Origin of the sequence: Pseudodesulfovibrio indicus, assembly GCF_001563225.1 — a bacterium.
Lineage (GTDB): Bacteria > Desulfobacterota > Desulfovibrionia > Desulfovibrionales > Desulfovibrionaceae > Pseudodesulfovibrio > Pseudodesulfovibrio indicus.
The window spans coordinates 1,453,011-1,469,182 of sequence record NZ_CP014206.1 but is presented as its reverse complement, the minus strand read 5'-3'; the positions used below and the strand labels follow the sequence as shown (position 1 = coordinate 1,469,182).

The following is a 16,172-nucleotide window of genomic DNA, read 5'->3' as shown; positions in this document are numbered from 1 at the left end:
GCCTAATACGGTGCCGGGCGCAAAAAAAGGGACCCGATCGGCCGGGTCCCTTTTTACGCACAGTGTGGCTGGCGCGGAGAGTCACTTGCTCTTGCCGTTCCCTTTGCCGTTGCCTCCGGCATTGGAACCGCCCTTGCCCTTGCCCTGGCTCTTGCCGTTGCCTCCGGCATTGGAATTGCCGGCGTTGCCGCGCCCGGACGAGGAATTGTCGTTGGAGGACTTGGAACCCTTGGCCCCGGTCTGGGCCTTTTCAGAGGCACGGGAGAGACCCACGGACTTGGACCCCTTGCCGCCGGACACGCCGGGGGTCCGGGACACGCCGGCCTTGGTGTTGCGGCTGGTGGCCTTGCCCGCCTTGGCGGCCACTGAGGCCTTCTCCTTGCCCACGCCCCGGCTGGCGACCTCGGCGCGGGTCCGGTTCTGGTGGCGGTGGCCGAGCCCCACGGTGGACGGATGCACGCCCAGTTCCTGAGCGATCTCGCCCCAGCCCATGCCGTCTGCGCGCATGGAGGCGATGTCATCCACCGAGATGGAAGCGGCGTCCGACACGGCCTGGTCGGCACTCGCCTGGGCGGCCTCAAGGTCGGACATGGCGGCGTCCAGGTCGGCCTGGGCCTGGGCCTCGGCTTCGGCGTCCTCGGCCTCCTGGGCGGCGGCCAGAGCCGCAGCGGCGGTATCCACGGCGGTCTGGGCGTCGGCCACGGCCTGCTCGGCCTCGGCCAGAGCCTCGGCATTGGCTTCGGCGGCAGCCTCGGCGGCGGCCTCGGCCAATGCAGCGGCCTTGGCGGCCTGCGTCGGATTGGCGAAAGCCGGGGCTTCGTCTTCAGGGGTTTCGGCCGGAGCGGCCTCTTCGGTCACGCCGGGGTCCGCAGGGGGATCCTCGGTCTGGGCCATGGCGGCGGGAGCGGCCAATGCCATGGTCAGCAGGGCCAGGATGGCCCAAACGCTCAATTTCCTAAATATGGCTAACATATCCTTACTCTCCAATTGATTACCGTAGGTCGGTTATGAAGGTCACCGATTCGTCCAGGGGGAACTGCTTCCCGCCTGCGTTTACCGTCTCGGCATCTCCGAACCAACTCAGAGGCAGCCTTTGCGGATCAACGTCCCGGACACCGTTCAGCATGGTCTCGCGAACCGCCTCGGCCCTGGCCCTGGCCAGGGACTTGTCGCCCTTGACGTAGGCGACGATGTGCAGCCGCAGCTTCTTGTTGACCTGCATCATTGCCGTCAAGACCTGCAACGATGGCTTGCTGTCCTTCTCCAGTTCGCTGGTCCCGGGTTTGAAGGCCGCGCTTCGCAGCGTGACGTTTCGTCCCCCGATTATGTGATTGCGGTAGGTGAAGTCCCCTTGCAGATTGAGTTGCTCCGTGGCCGTCATGGCCATGCTCCCGTCGGGATAAAACTCAAGGAACTTTTTCCAGGCCGCTATCTCATCCTTTGTCTTGCCGAGGGCGGCCAGGGCTCTCGCCCTGTTGTACAGCGCCTCGGGGTTGTACTTGTCCAGTTTCAGGACCGTGTCGTACTCTTCGATGGCCTTGCCCCATTGCTCGTGGTCCATGTAGCCATGGCCGAGGTAGAGGTGGGCCGAAATATGGTTCGGGTCGAGGCTCACGGCCCTCAGGTAGGCCGCCCGTTCCCGGTCGAAGTCCAGGAGCGCCCAGTAGGCCACTCCGGTCCAGAACGCGTAATCCGCGTTGTCCGGCTCCAGCCGGGCCGCCGTCTCGAGGAAGGGCAGCGCTTCCGAGGGCTGGTTCAGGGCCAGGTGATACCGGCCCACATAGTAGGACGACGACGCGTCGTCCGGGTTCTCCTTCAGCCTCTCGCCCAGGACTGAAATGCCTTCCTCGTACTGTTCCTGTTCCAGGTAGTACGGCCCCATGACCGTGGCGCAACCGGCCAAAGTCAGTGTCAATGCGACCAGCAACATCGCAACGATATTTCTCACTCGGAGGCTCCCATGGGTTTCCGGGTCTCTCGACCTCTCATTAAGAATATACCCCGTACAGTCGCTCAGGGTCACACGGAAATCAATGATAGTTACTTGACGGAGGAACGCCCGCTCAGATTGCGGCTGGAGAAGCCGAGGCGGGAGGAGACGTCGGACGGCGCGCCCTTGTCGGCCAGCACCAGCACGGCCTCGTGCGCGATCTGCGGGTCGGTGATGCCGCGCTGGCGGGCCACCAGGACGGTCCAGATGAAGAACCGCCATTCGCCGTCCAGGCCGCCGGACTTGAACCCGGCCTCGAGCATGGTCCTGGTCAGCCCGTAGTCGAACCGGACCTGGCCCAGCAGGCAGACCATCTCGGCCCCGGCCAGAAACGGCTCGGGCGGCTGCGAGGAGAACTCGCCCACATAGGCCTCGACGTCGGCGCGCGGGGTACCCTTGGACAAGCCCTCGCCCAAAATGGTCAGCAGGCGCGGGTTGATCTCCTCCTGCGGGCCGGGCAGCAGGGAGCGGGCGAAGACGTAGTCCTCGATCTTGAGCTGCAGGGCGCGGACGATGAGCGGGGGCCGGACGTGCTTGGACAGCCCCTCCTCCAGCTTTTCGCAGAACGGGTTCAGGGGCAGCCTGAGATCGCAGGCCTCGATGAGCGGCCGAATCAGGGACGCCCCTTCGGGCTCGGTGACTTGGGATTCCCCGGCCGAATCAAGGACACGGTCCAGGGTTTCGGAGCAGACGCCGCATTCGCGGGCGCGGGCGGCCAGAGAGGAAAGGCTTTCATCCTGGGCCCCTGCCGGCAGCGCCTGGAAGGAAAGGCAGACTGCCAGCAGGAAGGCCAGGGTATGGAGGCTACAATGCTTGCTCATGTTCTCCGTTCACAAACACGATCGAATTCCGGTTTCCGAACCCGTCGTCGCTGGTCATGGGCGCGTTGGGGTCGGGCACGAGCTGTTCCCCGTTGACCAGGAACAGGTATTCATGGTCGCCCGTGGGCAGCTGCGCTTCGAGTATCCACGCTTTCGCCTCTGAACTGTACCACATGACCGAACGGTCCGCCCGCCAATTGTTGAACGACCCGATGACGGACACGTTCCGGGCGTGCATGTCCGTATCGTGCAATATGAAACGAACCGTGGCAAGCCGCATGGCGGGATCTTCCACCACGGGCTGGTTCTTGACCACGGCCAGGGCGATCAGGGCCACGGCCAGGGTCAGGGCCGGAATGGCCGTGAGCGGGCGCACGGCCAGAACCTGCGGCCGGATCAGCCACAGCCGGACCCGCGTCCACAGGGACGGCCGCTTGGGCTCAAGCCCGTCCATGACGCGCCGGTAGAGATCCGCGGGCGGGTCCACCTCGGGCGCGCTCTGTATGGATTGGATGATGATGTCTTCCATCCGCATTTTCTTTTTTTCTTCAGTCATGGGTTCCCCCCGTAAATCGGTGCCGGACCATGTCCAGCCCCCTGCTCAGGCGCATCTTCGCCGCACTGACGCTGATCCCCAGGGTGTTCGCGATCTCCTGCATGGTGAAATCGTGCCGATACCTGAGGATGAGCGCTTCGCGGTACTTGGGATCAAGTTCCATCACCGCATCGAACGCCTTGGCGCCGTCTATGCGCGCGTTGATCGACTTCGGTTCGTCCGGCACGTCCTCGTCGCGGATCATTTCCGTTGCGTCCTCGACGAAGATGTGTCTGTCGCGCCCTTCCTTCCGGAACCAGTCCCGGGCCACGTTCAGGGCCAGCGTATACAGCCATGGGAAAAACCGCCTGCGCTGGTTGAACGTTTCGAGCTTCTCGTATGCCCGGGCGAACGCTTCCTGGGATAGGTCCGCTGCCGTTTCCGCGTCGCCGGTCATGCGCAGCATGAGATTGAACACGGGCCTCTGGTACTCGCGCACCAGAATGCCGAACGACTGGACGTCGCCCAGCAGTATGTCGCGTACAATTTCCGCTTTGCGCTTCTCTTTCATTTCGTTTCCGGCGATCCCGAATCGGAATCGCAACTCATCTGCACCTTGATATACGTCCCAATCCCGGAACGGGTCACACCCCTTGCCCGGACTTTTGTCCTGAGCTAGAAACATACACGCATACGAAAGGAGAAGACAACCATGGACAGCAAAGACAACCCCGTGCTCCGAGCCATCCGCGAGCGCCGCTCCATCCGCAGGTTCACTTCGGAGCCGGTTGAACGGGCCGCCCTCCTGACCATCCTGGAGGCGGGCCAATGGGCGCCCAGCGGGCTGAACAACCAGCCCTGGCGCTTCCTGGTCGTCACCCGCGACGATCCCCGCCACACCCTCCTGGCGGAGTGCACCAAGTACGCCCAGATCGTCCGGGACTCGGCGGCCTGCATCTGCGTGCTGCTGCAAAAGGACGCCATGTACAGCGAGATGAAGGACCACCAGGGAGCCGGGGCATGCATCCAGAACATGCTCCTGGCCGTCCACGCCCTCGGCCTGGGCGCGGTCTGGCTGGGCCAGATCGTCAACGACCAACCGGCCACCCTCGGCGCGCTCGGCCTGTCCGACGCCGAGTACGAGATCGAGGCCGTCCTCGCCCTGGGCCACCCGGACCAGAAGGGCGATTCCAAACGCAAACCGCTTTCCGAGCTCCTGTTGGAGGACTTTTGATGGATATAGCGACCTTTCCCCTCGGCCCCCTGCAGACCAACTGCTTTGTCCTGGCCAACGGCGACCAGGCCGTGGTCGTGGACCCTGGCGGCGACCCCGCCCCGGTGCTGGACCACCTGAAGGAACAGGGGCTGACCCTGACCCACATCCTGAACACCCACCTGCACTTCGACCACACCGCGGGCAACAAGGCGCTGAGCGAAGCCACGGGCGCGCCGGTCCTGGCGCACCAGGCGGACGCCTCCCTGCTGGAAACCTGGCTGGGCCGGGGCGGCGACATGGGACTGCCCCTCATCGACGTCTACGATTGGACGCCGCTCGAACCGGGCGAAGGGGTCTTTGCCGGGGCCGCCTGCCGCATCCTGCACACCCCGGGCCACTCCACGGGCAGCCTGACCTTCCACTTCCCGGACGCCGGGGCGGCCTTCGTGGGCGATCTCATATTCTACCGTTCCATAGGCCGTACCGACTTCCCCGGCGGGGACCTGCCCACCCTCAAGCGGTCGGTGGAGGAGCACATCTTCACTATGCCGCCCGAGACCCGGCTCCTTTCCGGGCACGGCCCGGAGACCACGGTGGGCGACGAACGCAACCACAACCCGTTCTTCGGGGGGTTCTAGATGAGCGAGCCGGTCAGGATCGACATCCGCGACAAGTGTTGAGGCGTGGGACTGGAGGTAGGTTGGTACCTCCGTTTCGCCAAGGCCGACCGCATCGAGGCCCTGGTCTCCCTCAAGGGAGCCCCCCAGGTGCGGCATGAGGCCCACATCTTCCCGGACTGGGACTTCGAGATAACGGAGTTCGAGGACCACGCGCGGGCCGTCATGACCCGCCGCGAACCCCTTTGGAACAAGGAGCAGCCGTGAGCCAAGCCGTCGTCTTCGCATGCAGCCACCGCCGGGGCGGAAACTCGGACCTGGCCGCCGAACTCCTGGCCCAGGGCGTCCGCCGGGCCGGGGGCGAGGCCGAGGTCGTCCACCTGCGCAACTTCCAGGTCATGCCCTGCCTGGCCTGCGGCTATTGCGACGCCGACGTGCGCCAGGGGGTGGACCGCTGCGTGCTGGGCCGCCAGGACCAGGCCTTCGACCTCTTCGCCCGCTGCTTCGAGGCCCGGACCGTGCTCTTCGCCTCACCCATCTACTTCTACCACCTCCCCTCCCGGCTCAAGACCTGGATCGACCGGGGCCAGCAGTTCTGGACCGCCCGCCGCGACAACGAGCCGTGGGTGGCGGACCTGCCCGCGCGCACGGCCAGGGCAGTGCTCGTGGCGGGCCAGCCCTCCGGGGAGAAGCTCTTCGAGGGCGCGCGGCTGACGCTCAAATACTTTGTCCGGAATTTCAATATGGAACTCGCCGAGCCGCTGACCATCAGGGGCGTGGACCAGCGGACCGACCTGGACGGCCGGGCCGACCTGGAGGCGTCCGTCATCGAACTGGGCGAGACCGCCTGGAACTCGGCGGGCTAGCCGTGCTCCGCCGGTTCGCGCCCCTGGCCCGCAGGCTCGGCCTGACCGCCGCGCGCTGTCCCGTCTGCGGAACGGTCATGGCGGACCGCACCCGTCCCCTGTGCGCCCGGTGCGCCGTGGAGCTGCCCCTGCGCACCGGGGGATACTGCCCTTCCTGCGGCGAGATGTACGGCCGCGAGGCGGACCCGCCCACCCGCTGCGCCGAGTGCCGCCTCACGCCGCCGCCCTGGGACGGGCTGTATCTCCACGGGCGATACGCGGGGCTGCTGCGCGACCTGATCCTGGGCTTCAAGTTCGGGAACTCCTACGGCCGGGCGCGGCTGCTGGCCGACCTGGGCGCGCTGGCCTACGGAAGCGGGCGGGGACTGCCCCCGGACCTGGTGGTCCCGGTGCCGCTCCACACCCGGCGGCTGCTGTGGCGCGGATTCAACCAGAGCCTGGAGATCGCGCGCGGGGTGGCCGGAAGGCTGTCCGTCCCCCTGTCGACCGAGGCCCTGACCCGGACCCGCAACACCCCGCCCCAGACCCGGCTGGGGGTGAAGGAACGGCAGGCAAACATCAAGGGGGCCATCGCGGCAAGGCCGGACCTGGTGCGCGGCAGGCGCGTGCTCCTGGTGGACGACGTCTACACCACCGGCTCGACCCTGCGGGAATGCGCCCGAACCTTGCGCCGCGCGGGTTGCGAGGGGGTGGAGGTGCTGGTCCTGGCGCGCACCCAGCGGGAGCCGGACTGACCCCGGATCGGGCGGGCGAACCGCGTCCTGCGGCCCGCGTTGCGGAAAAGGGGAAAATTTACGAAAAAAACGAAACTGGGACTTGACTTTCACCGGGGGTTGCGGCTAGGTTGCCTCCTCTTACGAATTGGAGGTTTTCAATATGTTCGCAATTATCGAGACCGGCGGAAAACAGTACCGCGTTGAAGAAGGTCTTGAACTCAATGTAGATTTGCTGAAGGCTGATGCCGGCAATGCGCTGAGCATCGATTCCGTTCTCCTGGTCGACAAAGACGGCGACACCAAGATCGGCGCCCCTTACGTCGAGGGTGCGAAGGTCGAGTGCGAAGTGCTCGGTCATCTCCGCGGCGAGAAGATCGTGGTCTTCCACAAGCTGTCCAAGAAGGACGCCCGGAAGACCCAGGGTCACCGCCAGGATTACACCAAGATCAAAGTCAAGTCCATCACGGCCTAGCGGCCTGGAAGGGAGGATAACATGGCTCATAAGAAAGCTGGTGGTAGCTCCAGAAACGGTCGCGACAGCGCCGGACAAAGACGTGGCGTGAAACGCTTCGGCGGTCAGGAAGTTCTGGCCGGGAACATTCTCGTTCGTCAGCTCGGCACCAAATTTCACCCCGGCGAGAACGTCGGCGTGGGCAGGGACTACACCCTGTTCGCCCTGATCGACGGCACCGTCAAGTTCGAGAAGTTCACCCGCAAGAAGGTCGTCAAGACCCGCGTGAGTGTGACGCCCGCCGAGGCCTAGTACTCGACGATCCGCGCATTTGCCGGGCAGGGAGCCTTCATGCTCCCTGCCCGTTTTTTGCGTTCGGCGCGAAACCGCCGGGACCCGGTTCCCGGCAGTGAGGTAACAGCATGAAATTCGTGGATGAAGCTACCATCAAGGTGACCTCGGGCAAGGGCGGCAGCGGCTGCGCGAGCCTGCGGCGCGAGGCCAACCTGCCCAAGGGCGGCCCGGACGGCGGCGACGGCGGCAAGGGCGGCGACGTGATCTTTCGCGCCTCCGAACGCCTTGTCACGCTCTACGACTTCCGGCTGAAGCGCAACTACATCGCCAGGAACGGCCAGCCCGGCATGGGCCGCGACAAGTACGGCAAGGCCGCCGAAGACCTCGTGGTCGAGCTGCCCGTGGGCACCCTGATCTTCGAGGTCACGGAGGACGAGGACGGCAACGCCAGCGAGCGGCTGATCGCCGACCTGGTGGAGGACGGCATGGAAGTGACCATCTGCGAGGGCGGTCGCGGCGGACGGGGCAACCTGCACTTCAAGTCCTCCATCAACCGCACCCCCCGCTACGCCGAGCCCGGCTTCCCCGGCGAGGAAAAGCAGCTCCGGCTGGAGCTCAAGATTTTGGCGGACGTGGGGCTTCTCGGCCTGCCGTCGGCGGGCAAGTCCACCTTCATCGCCCAGGTCTCCGCAGCCCGGCCCAAGATCGCGGCCTACCCGTTCACCACCCTGGTGCCCAACCTCGGCGTCATCGAGAACGACGAGTTCGACCGCATGGTCATCGCCGACATTCCCGGCCTCATCGAAGGGGCCAGCGAGGGACGCGGCCTGGGCATCACCTTCCTCAAGCACGTGGAGCGCACCCGCTTCCTGGTCCACATCCTGGCCGCCGAGGACGTCAACCGCGACGACCCGACCGACGGCTACGAGATGCTCAACCAGGAGCTGGCGCAGTACAATCCGGAGATGGCCCTCAAGCCGCAGATCAAGGTCATCAACAAGATCGACACCCTGAGCGAAGAGGAGCTGGCCGAGCTGAAGGCCAAGGTCGAGGCGACGGGGGAAAAGGTCTACTTCATCTCCGCCCTGACCGGCGAGGGCGTGGACGAGCTGATCGCCGAGATGTGGCGCAGGCTCGACCTGCTCAACCAGGCCGAATAACCCGCCCCACCGGCGGCACCAGGCCGAAGAACGCAACCCCCGCACGCCGAACCGCGTGCGGGGGTTGCGTTTTCCGCGCCCTATCCGTCGCGCTCCGCGAACACCGCCTTGGCCGCGAAGACCGCGTTCAGGGCCGCCGGGAACCCGGCATAGACCGCTATCTGGAGAAAGGTTTCCACGATCTCGTCGCGGGTCAGGCCCACGTTGAGCGCGCCGTTCACGTGCACCTTGAGCTGCGGCTCGCACCCTCCCTTGGCGGCCAGGGCCGCGATGGTCACCAGCTCCCGATCCCTGAGGTTCAGGGCGGGCCGGACGTAGACGTCGCCGAAGGCGAACTCCACCATCAGCCGGGCCAGATCCGGGGCCACGTCCGACAGGGACTCCACCACCCGGTCGCCCAGCTGGCCGTCCACCTCCCGCAACATCTCCATTCCGCGTTCAAACCGTTCGTTGTCCATGACAACCTCCTTTTTCCCCACCCTGAACCCTGATCACAGATTCGTCCAATTCCGCTTTTCAGCCTCTGTGATATGTATTACATATCAAGGATGACGACGCGACAGTTGCGCTATTTCCTGGCCGTGGCCGAGACCCTGCACTTCCGCAAGGCGGCGGAGCGGCTGCACATGACCCAGCCGCCCCTGTCCCAGCAGATCGCTGCCTTCGAGGCCGAGCTGGGCGTGGCGCTCTTCGAACGCGACCGGCGGTCCGTGAAGCTGACCGAGGCGGGAGAATCCCTGCTCCGGGACGTGCGCACCATCCTGGCGGCCATCGACCAGGCGCGGCGCAGGACCGTGGACACCGGGCTGGGGCGCCGGGGCAGACTTCGGGTGGGATTCATGGGACCGGCCATCGACGGGCCGCTGGGACCCGACCTCAAGCGGTTTGCCGAGCGGCATCCGGGCATCGTCCTGGAGCTGACCGAAAAGTCCACCCCGGAGCTGACCGCGCTGGTCCGCGAAGGGGGGCTGGATGCGGCGGTGGTCCGGGTGTCGGGCGCGGTCCCGGCCGGGCTGGTCCGGCGCGTCTATCACCGGGAAACCTACGTCCTGGCCGTGCCCGCCGCCCACCGTCTGGCCGGGGAGCGCGCCGTGACCCCGGGGATGCTCGACAACGAGCCCATGATCATGCTCCCGCGCGCCCTCAACCCCACGCTCTTCGATCAGTGGGCCGGGCTGTTCTCCCGGGCCGGGGCGCGGCTCAACGTGGCTCAGGAGGTGCTCACCAAGCACGCCACCGTGGCCCTGGTCGCCGCCGGGCTGGGCGTGTCGCCGGTGCCCCTGTCCACGGCCGGGACCGGACGCAGGGACCTCGCCTTCATCCCCTTTGCCGGGGAGGTGCCGGAGCTGGAATTTCACCTCGTGGCGCGCGACGAAGCGCACGGACCGCCCCTTGCGGCCTTCCTCGAAGAACTGATGACGGGAAAGGGATCGCCCGAAGGCGCGGCCGCGCCGGACTATCCGTCCAGCGGCTCGTAGCGCAGGATGCTGTCCGGGCCCGCCGAGGCCGTGTCGCCGCGCAGGTCGCGGTACATGTGGTGGACCTCCGTCATGGTCAGGTCCACCTCGTCGCCCATGGAGCGCAGGGCGGCCCGCGCGTCCGGGTCGGCCAGCTCCAGTCCGCCCTTGAAGATCACGTTGACCCCGTCGTTGCCGTCGTCGTTCAGCCGCTCGTAGTGGGCCAGGGTCATCAGGGTGTCCGGCCCTTCTTCGCTGGGCTGGATGATCTCCCTGGAGGACATGGCCTCGCGGGCCACGGTCTTGCCGTTCTCCAAGAGCGTGGTCTCGTGTTCGGCGCTCTCCAGGACCACGGGCCGGTCGCCGTCGGACAGGCCGCCCACGGTGCGGAACGGCAGGCGCTCGTCCACGCCCCGGTAGGGTGCGCTCACGGCCCGCTGGCTGTCCCGCTTACGCATGACCACTTCGCCATCCTCGTACAGCTCGGTGGTCCAGTCCACGGCAAAGGGTTGGCCCCGATGGCCGTACTCGCCCATGTCCGCAGCCGATCCGTACCAACCCTTGGCCGCCGCCCTGCCCGCCCCTTCCAGGAAGAAGTCGGCCTGAGCCGAGCTGTCCAGCGCCTTGCGGCCGAGGAGCTCATCGGCTTCCTGGGGTTCGGGCGAGAGGTACTCGTCGGGCTTGAGGCCGAGCAGGTCCAGAATGCCGGGGCGCTTCATCAGCCCTGCGGTCGCGACCTCCTCCAGCACTAAGGAGCCCTTCCCGTGCTTGACCTTCTCGCCGTCCTTGTACCAGCTGACGTCCGCGGTCTGCGTCTGCTTGCCGTCCTCGCTCCCCGTCCCGTCCTTCTGGTTGTCGATGACCGTGGCCTCGCGGATCATCTCGCCGTCACGGTCGTATTCCCAAATGCGGACCTCCAGCCCGGTGTCGTGGGACAGCTCATTGGTCGACATCTCGCCCATGCCTTCCACCTCGAACCCATGGCGGTTGGAGACCTGGGCGTACTCCCCGGTCTGGCCGATGATCATGCTCCGGGAGAGTTGACCGTTGTCGTAATATTCCTGGATGTCCGCGTGGTAACCAAGGCTGTGTTCCTCGCTGGTCAGCATCCGGACCAGGCTGTCGGAGTCGTTCTTCATCTCGCCGGTCATGCGCCCCCACTCGTTGCCGGCCACGCTGGCCGGCCCATCGTTCCTGGTCCGCAGGTACATCTCGTCGCCCATGGTGCGCACGGTGCGCCCGTCCTCGAACCACTGCACCGAACGGGTCATGACCGCGCCGGACCAGCCGTTCCGGGTCTCCAGGGTGGCCAACTCGGCGTGGATGGTCTGGGAAGCCTTGCCGCTCTCGTCGTAATAGGTGGTGTCCAGCACGGCCCGGCCGTCGGCCATGGTCCCGTCCACGGACTTGACCAGCCGGTCGCCGTCGTACTCGCGCACGGTCAGGGTCCCGCCGTCGATGTCGATGATCTCGGTATGGCCGTTCTTGAGGGTGCGCTCTGCGTGGGTCAGGCCCGAAGGGAGTTTCCAGGGTGAGGGGGCTGCGGAATCCGCCTTGTCCCGCTCGGCCTGGCGGACCATTTCCCCGACCGCCATGTCGGCCTTGAAGCGCGTCATGGTCTCCTCACTGATGCCGACCACCACGGCGGGGCCGGAAGAAGACGGGAGCCGTTCGGCCTTTGGAACGGCCTTGAACTGGGGCTCGACGGAGGAAGCTGGCGAGTAGGCGGATACCGGATCGATCATGGAAACTCCTTGGCGCTTTGCAGACGGGCCGCCCGACCGGCCGTCTCCCAGTTCATTTCGGCATTTCTTAATATTTCTTTATGTCAATCCGGGCATAAAAACAGTTTTTCGGACACGCCGTCCGGGTCCGTCGCGCCGCTCCTTTCCGGCCAAGTACCTCCTTGCAGGCCGCAACCAGTTGGAGTACCGTGCGCCCCATGACGAAAACGGACATTTCCAGGAGCAATCTGCTCGAAAACGTCCGGCGCGTGGTCATCAAGGTCGGTTCCGCCGTCCTGACCACCGCCGACGGCCTCAATCCCAAGGCGATCAACCGGCTGGCCGACCAGCTGGCCGAACTCTCCTCGCGCGGGCTGGACGTGGTCCTGGTCTCCTCGGGCGCGGTGGCCGCCGGTCGCCAGCGCATCTTCGAGCGGACCAGCCGCAAGCAGCACAACGGCAAGGACATGGCATCCCGCCAGGCGGCCTCCGCCGTGGGCCAGGGACGCCTCATGCACGACTACGACGAGGCCTTCGCCCGCCACGGCAAGGTCACGGCCCAGGTCCTGCTGACCCGGTCCGGCCTGAAGCTGCGCGAGCGGTTTCTGAACGCCCGCAACACCATGGAGCGGCTGCTGGAATGGGGCGTCATCCCCATCGTCAACGAGAACGACACCGTGTCCACCCGCGAGCTGGAGTTCGGCGACAACGACACCCTGGGGGCCATGTGCCTCGGCCTGGTCGGCGCGGACCTGTTCGTCAACCTGACCTCCGCCGACGGCGTGTTCGACAGGAACCCGGACGGCAACCCGGACGCCAAACCCATCCCGGTCATCGAGGACATCGCCTCCCTGGACCTGGAGGCCATGTGCGACGGCAAGACCAGCGTCGGCACCGGCGGCATGTACTCCAAGCTGCGCGCGGCGCGGCGGGCGGCCCAGCTGGGCGTGCCCACCCTGATCGTGTCCGGCAAGGGGGAGTTCGACATCATCGACGTGCTGACCGGCGGCGCGGGCGGCACCCTGGTCCTGCCCGAGGACCGGGTGGTCTCCAGCAAGAAATTCTGGCTCGCCTACCACGACAACCCGTCCGGGGCGATCCTGGTGGACGGCGGCGCGGCCAACGCCCTGATGACCAAGGGCACCTCGCTGCTGCCCATCGGCATCACCGGGGTCGAGGGGTGCTTCGACCGGGGCGCGCTGGTCTTCATCAAGACCGCGGACGGCAGTGAACTGGGCGTGGGGCTGACCAACTATTCGGCGGACGAGATCTGCCGCATCAAGGGCAAGCGGACCGACGAGCTGCCCGCCATCATGGGCCCCGCCCCGTCCGATGTGGCCGTCCACCGGGACAACATGCTCCTGGACGCGGCCATCTGATGCGAAGGCTGTATCTCGACCGCGACCTGCAATACGTCTTCGGGGTCACGCTCATGGCCGTGCTGGGCGTGTCGTCCATCATCCCGGCCCTGCCCGACATCATGCGCGGGCTCGACCTCGGCCCGGTCCAGATCGGGCTTGTCATCTCCGCCTTCACCCTGCCGGGCGTGCTCTTCTCTCCGGTGGTGGGCATCCTGGCCGACCGCGCCGGGCGCAAGGTCATCCTGGTCCCCTCCCTGTTCGTCTTCGCCGGGTTCGGCTTCGCCTGCTTCTTCGCCCGAACCGTGGAACAGCTCCTGGTCCTGCGCTTTCTCCAGGGCATGGGCGCGGCCCCGCTGGGCGTGCTCTACTCGACCATGATCGGCGACCTCTACTCCGGGCCGGAACGCGGCCAAGCCATGGGCTACAACGCCAGCGTCCTGGCCATGGGGACCGCCGGATACCCCGCCCTGGGCGGGTTCCTGGCCCTGCTCGGCTGGAACTACCCGTTCCTGCTGCCCCTGCTGGCCGTCCCCCTGGGGCTGGCCATCCTGTGCTGCATGGACACCCCGGAACCCAAGAAATCCGGCAGCCTGAAGGACTATTTCCGCGACGCCCTGGCGCTCATGGCGACCCGCCAGGCGCTCAGCCTGTTCGCCACCACCCTGTTGACCTTCGTCATCCTGTACGGGCCGGTGGTGACCTACCTGCCCGTCCTGCTCAACCACCGGTTCGCGGCCTCGCCCGCGACCATCGGCATGGTCTTCCTGGTGGCCTCGGGCTTCACCGGCGTGGCCTCGTTCCAGCTCGGCCACCTGACCCGGCGGTTCGGGCAGCGCAGCCTGCTCAGCACCGCGGCCGTGTTCTACGCGCTGGCCATGCTGCTCATCCCCCACGCGTCCACCCTGTGGCTGACCGTCCCGGGCGTCATCTGCTTCGGCGTGGCCCAGGGGCTGAACATCCCGACCATCATGACCATGTTGACCACCATCGCGCCCATGGAGCAACGCGGCGCGTTCATGGCCGCCAACGGGCTGCTCCTGCGCCTGGCCCAGACCGTGGCCCCCATGCTCATGGGCGGCCTCTACGCCCTGGCGGGCATGGAAGCGGTCTACCTGGGCGGGCTGGTCGCCGCCGGGACGATCTTTTTCCTGGCCCTGTTCTTCATCTCCAACGCGGAATAGCGGCTGGTCCCAGACGCAAAAAAAGGCCCGGCAGCGGTATGCTGCCGGGCCTCTTTTTCGCTACTGCGGGCTAGCCTTTCTTGCCCTCGGCGCCTTCGCCGTCCCTGGTCAGGTAGACGATCTCGGCCCCGGTGTGCTCGGCCAGTTCCTTGAGTTCCACCTTGCGGATGCGCTTGGCGTAGATCTTCAGATCGCCGCCCTGTACACCAACGACCCGGAAACGAGGCTTCTTGGTCCCTTCCTCTGCCCGCATGCGTTCACGCACGAAAATCTTCATGGCTACCTCCTTGGCATTGTGCCTTATGGGATGCTTGTGTATACTGTATATATATCCTCTAAGCACATATAGTCAAGAAGGACTTTACAAGATGTCGCAAAAAGTCGGCGGCGGAAAGCCGCAACGATACGTCCAGCCCTCGCTGCTCATGGCCCTGAAGGCGGGACCTTCCTATGGATACCAGCTGATCCAGACCATCGCGGACTACGGATTCATGCGCGATGAGGCGCCTCCTGGCATGATCTATCGGCACCTGCGCCAGATGGACGAGGAGGGACTGGTGTCGTCCTCATGGGACGCGGAGGGAGACGGCCCGGCCAAGCGGGTCTATTCGGTCACCGCCGAAGGACTGGAGATTCTGGAGGCGTGGATACTCCACATGGAGCGGCAGAGGGACCGGCTGGACGCCTTTATCCGGCGATACCGGGAGTCCTGACCGCATCCTTGCGCGAGCCGGGGCCGTGTCCCGCGCCCTTGCCGCGCTTGGAGTGGGCCGGTTCCCATACGCCCAGCCCCAGGGAACGGACCTGGAGCACGGGACGCCCGCCCCACAGGGAGGGACGAATCCAGGCCGCGTCCAGCACGGAGTCGCCCGCCTGGGGGACCAGCGGGTCGCGGTCCACGGAGACCACCTCAATGCCGGTGTCGAGCAGGTCGCGCACGGTCAGTGACGCGGGCAGCTCGCGCAGCCGTCCGTATTCGATGAACCGGCCGCACCAGCCGTAGCGGGTCAGCCCCACGGCGGCCATGGCCCCGATGATTCCGTCGTTGGTCCCGCCCAGGCCGAGCAGGTCGATGGGCCGGGCCGCGTCCATGGCGTCGCGCTGGGTGAGCTGCACCCCGGCGGCCCGTTTGCCGAACTCGACCATGCCGGGCGTGACCTCGGTCTCGAACGCCAGGCACAGCCCTGGATCGCTGCCGGGCGCGCACTGTTGCGCCAGGTAGTCGGCGGCCAGGTCGCGGAGCGCCAGGCGCAGGGATTCGCGCTCCCCGTCCTCGGGCACGTCCACCACGGCGCAGGCCGAACTGTTGTTGGAAGTGAAGGGAATGGAGTCCATCCGGGGGAGCTGGTGGCGGATAATGCCGATCAGCGTGTGTCCGGTCGGCAGCAGGCGGGCGAATTCGCGGACCAGCCGCCCGGTGCCCATCACGGAATCATGGTCGTCGGTATCATCAAAACCCAAATATGCCAGCATCTTGGCCTCCATCCTGTTATTTTCAGCATAATCCCACAGGTCGAGCCCCGCTGGCAAGGAAAAGTCCACCTGCGGACGGTATGGCACCAGGAAAATCAGGCCAGGACGCGGCGGTACAGGGCGCGCTCGTAGCAGAGCGAGACCGCCGAGGCGGTGCGGTGGGCCAACCCCAGGCTGCGCAGTCGGCAATAGACGTGCAGCGGGTTGAGCCGATGCTGGAGGCGGGAGCGGAGTCCATTCATGTCTTCCTTATCGGCTACTCACGTGCCGGGTATTAGGCCCGAACCGCAAAATCCCCGCGCCGGACGCA

At 66.2% G+C, this 16,172-nt stretch carries 22 protein-coding genes; 12 read left to right on the top strand and 10 right to left on the bottom strand.

The window, feature by feature from the left end:
* Positions 1–81 precede the first annotated feature (81 nt).
* The 5 genes from AWY79_RS18990 to AWY79_RS06750 all read right to left on the bottom strand — a co-directional run bounded on the left by AWY79_RS18990 (position 82) and on the right by AWY79_RS06750 (position 3,917).
* Positions 82–972 (bottom strand): helix-turn-helix domain-containing protein, encoded by an 891-nt coding sequence (locus AWY79_RS18990; protein ID WP_158509864.1) that lies wholly within the window; start codon positions 970–972, stop codon positions 82–84.
* Positions 973–991: 19 nt separating this feature from the next.
* Complete coding sequence (locus tag AWY79_RS06765) at positions 992–1,930, bottom strand: tetratricopeptide repeat protein (protein ID WP_166671371.1); 939 nt, start codon at positions 1,928–1,930, stop codon at positions 992–994.
* A gap of 110 nt (positions 1,931–2,040) precedes the next feature.
* On the bottom strand, positions 2,041–2,811 hold the full coding sequence (locus tag AWY79_RS06760; protein WP_066801868.1) for a hypothetical protein: 771 nt from the start codon (positions 2,809–2,811) through the stop codon (positions 2,041–2,043).
* A complete protein-coding gene (locus tag AWY79_RS06755) occupies positions 2,795–3,367 on the bottom strand; it encodes a glycogen-binding domain-containing protein (protein ID WP_078063650.1) in 573 nt (190 codons plus the stop codon). The genes AWY79_RS06760 and AWY79_RS06755 overlap by 17 nt, the downstream gene beginning before the upstream one ends.
* Positions 3,360–3,917, bottom strand: a complete 558-nt coding sequence (locus tag AWY79_RS06750) for an RNA polymerase sigma factor (protein WP_066801864.1) — start codon at positions 3,915–3,917, stop codon at positions 3,360–3,362. Before AWY79_RS06750 ends, AWY79_RS06755 begins: the two co-directional genes overlap by 8 nt.
* A gap of 141 nt (positions 3,918–4,058) precedes the next feature.
* Between AWY79_RS06750 and AWY79_RS06745 the strand changes: the two genes are divergently transcribed.
* From AWY79_RS06745 to obgE, 8 genes are all read left to right on the top strand, one after another.
* Positions 4,059–4,580: a nitroreductase family protein gene (locus AWY79_RS06745; protein WP_066801862.1), complete on the top strand. Its 522-nt coding sequence runs from the start codon at positions 4,059–4,061 to the stop codon at positions 4,578–4,580.
* Entirely contained in the window at positions 4,580–5,200 is a 621-nt protein-coding gene (locus tag AWY79_RS06740; RefSeq protein WP_066801860.1) for an MBL fold metallo-hydrolase, read from the top strand. The genes AWY79_RS06745 and AWY79_RS06740 overlap by 1 nt, the downstream gene beginning before the upstream one ends.
* A gap of 45 nt (positions 5,201–5,245) precedes the next feature.
* Positions 5,246–5,446 (top strand): hypothetical protein, encoded by a 201-nt coding sequence (locus AWY79_RS06735; protein ID WP_066801859.1) that lies wholly within the window; start codon positions 5,246–5,248, stop codon positions 5,444–5,446.
* Positions 5,443–6,045: a flavodoxin family protein gene (locus tag AWY79_RS06730; protein WP_066801858.1), complete on the top strand. Its 603-nt coding sequence runs from the start codon at positions 5,443–5,445 to the stop codon at positions 6,043–6,045. The genes AWY79_RS06735 and AWY79_RS06730 overlap by 4 nt, the downstream gene beginning before the upstream one ends.
* A 2-nt stretch (positions 6,046–6,047) precedes the next feature.
* The gene (locus tag AWY79_RS06725; protein WP_066801857.1) at positions 6,048–6,779 is read left to right on the top strand and encodes a ComF family protein; all 732 of its coding nucleotides are present in this window, start codon (positions 6,048–6,050) and stop codon (positions 6,777–6,779) included.
* A gap of 142 nt (positions 6,780–6,921) precedes the next feature.
* Positions 6,922–7,233, top strand: coding sequence for a 50S ribosomal protein L21 (rplU, locus tag AWY79_RS06720; RefSeq protein ID WP_066801856.1), 312 nt, complete (start codon positions 6,922–6,924; stop codon positions 7,231–7,233).
* A gap of 21 nt (positions 7,234–7,254) precedes the next feature.
* On the top strand, positions 7,255–7,524 hold the full coding sequence (rpmA, locus tag AWY79_RS06715; protein WP_066801854.1) for a 50S ribosomal protein L27: 270 nt from the start codon (positions 7,255–7,257) through the stop codon (positions 7,522–7,524).
* A gap of 110 nt (positions 7,525–7,634) precedes the next feature.
* Positions 7,635–8,666 carry a GTPase ObgE gene (gene obgE, locus AWY79_RS06710; RefSeq protein WP_066801852.1) on the top strand — a complete coding sequence of 344 codons (1,032 nt, stop codon included), beginning with the start codon at positions 7,635–7,637 and terminating at the stop codon, positions 8,664–8,666.
* Between the two features lie 80 nt (positions 8,667–8,746).
* Here the strand turns inward: obgE and AWY79_RS06705 are convergent, their stop codons facing one another.
* The gene (locus tag AWY79_RS06705; protein WP_066801850.1) at positions 8,747–9,124 is read right to left on the bottom strand and encodes a carboxymuconolactone decarboxylase family protein; all 378 of its coding nucleotides are present in this window, start codon (positions 9,122–9,124) and stop codon (positions 8,747–8,749) included.
* 90 nt (positions 9,125–9,214) lie between these two features.
* Here AWY79_RS06705 and AWY79_RS06700 point away from each other — a divergent pair, with 90 nt between their 5' ends.
* On the top strand, positions 9,215–10,144 hold the full coding sequence (locus tag AWY79_RS06700) for a LysR family transcriptional regulator (protein ID WP_233491023.1): 930 nt from the start codon (positions 9,215–9,217) through the stop codon (positions 10,142–10,144).
* Here AWY79_RS06700 and AWY79_RS06695 read toward each other — a convergent pair.
* The gene (locus AWY79_RS06695) at positions 10,123–11,868 is read right to left on the bottom strand and encodes a hypothetical protein (RefSeq protein ID WP_066801844.1); all 1,746 of its coding nucleotides are present in this window, start codon (positions 11,866–11,868) and stop codon (positions 10,123–10,125) included. The two genes, AWY79_RS06700 and AWY79_RS06695, sit on opposite strands and share 22 nt — an antisense overlap.
* A gap of 197 nt (positions 11,869–12,065) precedes the next feature.
* Between AWY79_RS06695 and proB the strand changes: the two genes are divergently transcribed.
* Together proB and AWY79_RS06685 are read left to right on the top strand one after the other, a co-directional pair.
* Positions 12,066–13,226 (top strand): glutamate 5-kinase, encoded by a 1,161-nt coding sequence (gene proB, locus AWY79_RS06690; protein WP_066801843.1) that lies wholly within the window; start codon positions 12,066–12,068, stop codon positions 13,224–13,226.
* Positions 13,226–14,389 (top strand): MFS transporter, encoded by a 1,164-nt coding sequence (locus AWY79_RS06685; protein WP_066801840.1) that lies wholly within the window; start codon positions 13,226–13,228, stop codon positions 14,387–14,389. The genes proB and AWY79_RS06685 overlap by 1 nt, the downstream gene beginning before the upstream one ends.
* A 70-nt stretch (positions 14,390–14,459) precedes the next feature.
* Here AWY79_RS06685 and AWY79_RS06680 read toward each other — a convergent pair whose 3' ends face one another.
* Complete coding sequence (locus AWY79_RS06680; RefSeq protein WP_066801838.1) at positions 14,460–14,666, bottom strand: hypothetical protein; 207 nt, start codon at positions 14,664–14,666, stop codon at positions 14,460–14,462.
* A 91-nt stretch (positions 14,667–14,757) separates the two neighbouring features.
* On the opposite strand from AWY79_RS06680, the gene AWY79_RS06675 reads away from it, so the two are divergent.
* Positions 14,758–15,102, top strand: coding sequence for a helix-turn-helix transcriptional regulator (locus tag AWY79_RS06675; protein ID WP_066801836.1), 345 nt, complete (start codon positions 14,758–14,760; stop codon positions 15,100–15,102).
* On the opposite strand, the gene AWY79_RS06670 is transcribed toward AWY79_RS06675, so the two are convergent.
* Complete coding sequence (locus AWY79_RS06670; RefSeq protein ID WP_066807074.1) at positions 15,077–15,862, bottom strand: hypothetical protein; 786 nt, start codon at positions 15,860–15,862, stop codon at positions 15,077–15,079. The two genes, AWY79_RS06675 and AWY79_RS06670, sit on opposite strands and share 26 nt — an antisense overlap.
* Before the next feature lie 95 nt (positions 15,863–15,957).
* Positions 15,958–16,104 (bottom strand): hypothetical protein, encoded by a 147-nt coding sequence (locus AWY79_RS19095; protein WP_166671361.1) that lies wholly within the window; start codon positions 16,102–16,104, stop codon positions 15,958–15,960.
* Between the last annotated feature and the right edge of the window lie 68 nt (positions 16,105–16,172).

What these genes read in the sequence shown, in the direction of transcription:
- AWY79_RS19095 (WP_166671361.1), bottom strand. Translation starts at nt 16,104, where the DNA reads ATGAATGGACTCCGCTCCCGCCTCCAGCATCGGCTCAACCCGCTGCAC.
- AWY79_RS06765 (WP_166671371.1), bottom strand. Translation starts at nt 1,930, where the DNA reads ATGTTGCTGGTCGCATTGACACTGACTTTGGCCGGTTGCGCCACGGTC.
- AWY79_RS06705 (WP_066801850.1), bottom strand. Translation starts at nt 9,124, where the DNA reads ATGGACAACGAACGGTTTGAACGCGGAATGGAGATGTTGCGGGAGGTG.
- AWY79_RS06700 (WP_233491023.1), top strand. Translation starts at nt 9,215, where the DNA reads ATGACGACGCGACAGTTGCGCTATTTCCTGGCCGTGGCCGAGACCCTG.
- AWY79_RS06760 (WP_066801868.1), bottom strand. Translation starts at nt 2,811, where the DNA reads ATGAGCAAGCATTGTAGCCTCCATACCCTGGCCTTCCTGCTGGCAGTC.
- AWY79_RS06695 (WP_066801844.1), bottom strand. Translation starts at nt 11,868, where the DNA reads ATGATCGATCCGGTATCCGCCTACTCGCCAGCTTCCTCCGTCGAGCCC.
- AWY79_RS06750 (WP_066801864.1), bottom strand. Translation starts at nt 3,917, where the DNA reads ATGAAAGAGAAGCGCAAAGCGGAAATTGTACGCGACATACTGCTGGGC.
- AWY79_RS06745 (WP_066801862.1), top strand. Translation starts at nt 4,059, where the DNA reads ATGGACAGCAAAGACAACCCCGTGCTCCGAGCCATCCGCGAGCGCCGC.
- obgE (WP_066801852.1), top strand. Translation starts at nt 7,635, where the DNA reads ATGAAATTCGTGGATGAAGCTACCATCAAGGTGACCTCGGGCAAGGGC.
- AWY79_RS06740 (WP_066801860.1), top strand. Translation starts at nt 4,580, where the DNA reads ATGGATATAGCGACCTTTCCCCTCGGCCCCCTGCAGACCAACTGCTTT.
- AWY79_RS06685 (WP_066801840.1), top strand. Translation starts at nt 13,226, where the DNA reads ATGCGAAGGCTGTATCTCGACCGCGACCTGCAATACGTCTTCGGGGTC.
- AWY79_RS18990 (WP_158509864.1), bottom strand. Translation starts at nt 972, where the DNA reads ATGTTAGCCATATTTAGGAAATTGAGCGTTTGGGCCATCCTGGCCCTG.
- AWY79_RS06755 (WP_078063650.1), bottom strand. Translation starts at nt 3,367, where the DNA reads ATGACTGAAGAAAAAAAGAAAATGCGGATGGAAGACATCATCATCCAA.
- proB (WP_066801843.1), top strand. Translation starts at nt 12,066, where the DNA reads ATGACGAAAACGGACATTTCCAGGAGCAATCTGCTCGAAAACGTCCGG.
- AWY79_RS06670 (WP_066807074.1), bottom strand. Translation starts at nt 15,862, where the DNA reads ATGCTGGCATATTTGGGTTTTGATGATACCGACGACCATGATTCCGTG.
- rplU (WP_066801856.1), top strand. Translation starts at nt 6,922, where the DNA reads ATGTTCGCAATTATCGAGACCGGCGGAAAACAGTACCGCGTTGAAGAA.
- AWY79_RS06680 (WP_066801838.1), bottom strand. Translation starts at nt 14,666, where the DNA reads ATGAAGATTTTCGTGCGTGAACGCATGCGGGCAGAGGAAGGGACCAAG.
- AWY79_RS06675 (WP_066801836.1), top strand. Translation starts at nt 14,758, where the DNA reads ATGTCGCAAAAAGTCGGCGGCGGAAAGCCGCAACGATACGTCCAGCCC.
- rpmA (WP_066801854.1), top strand. Translation starts at nt 7,255, where the DNA reads ATGGCTCATAAGAAAGCTGGTGGTAGCTCCAGAAACGGTCGCGACAGC.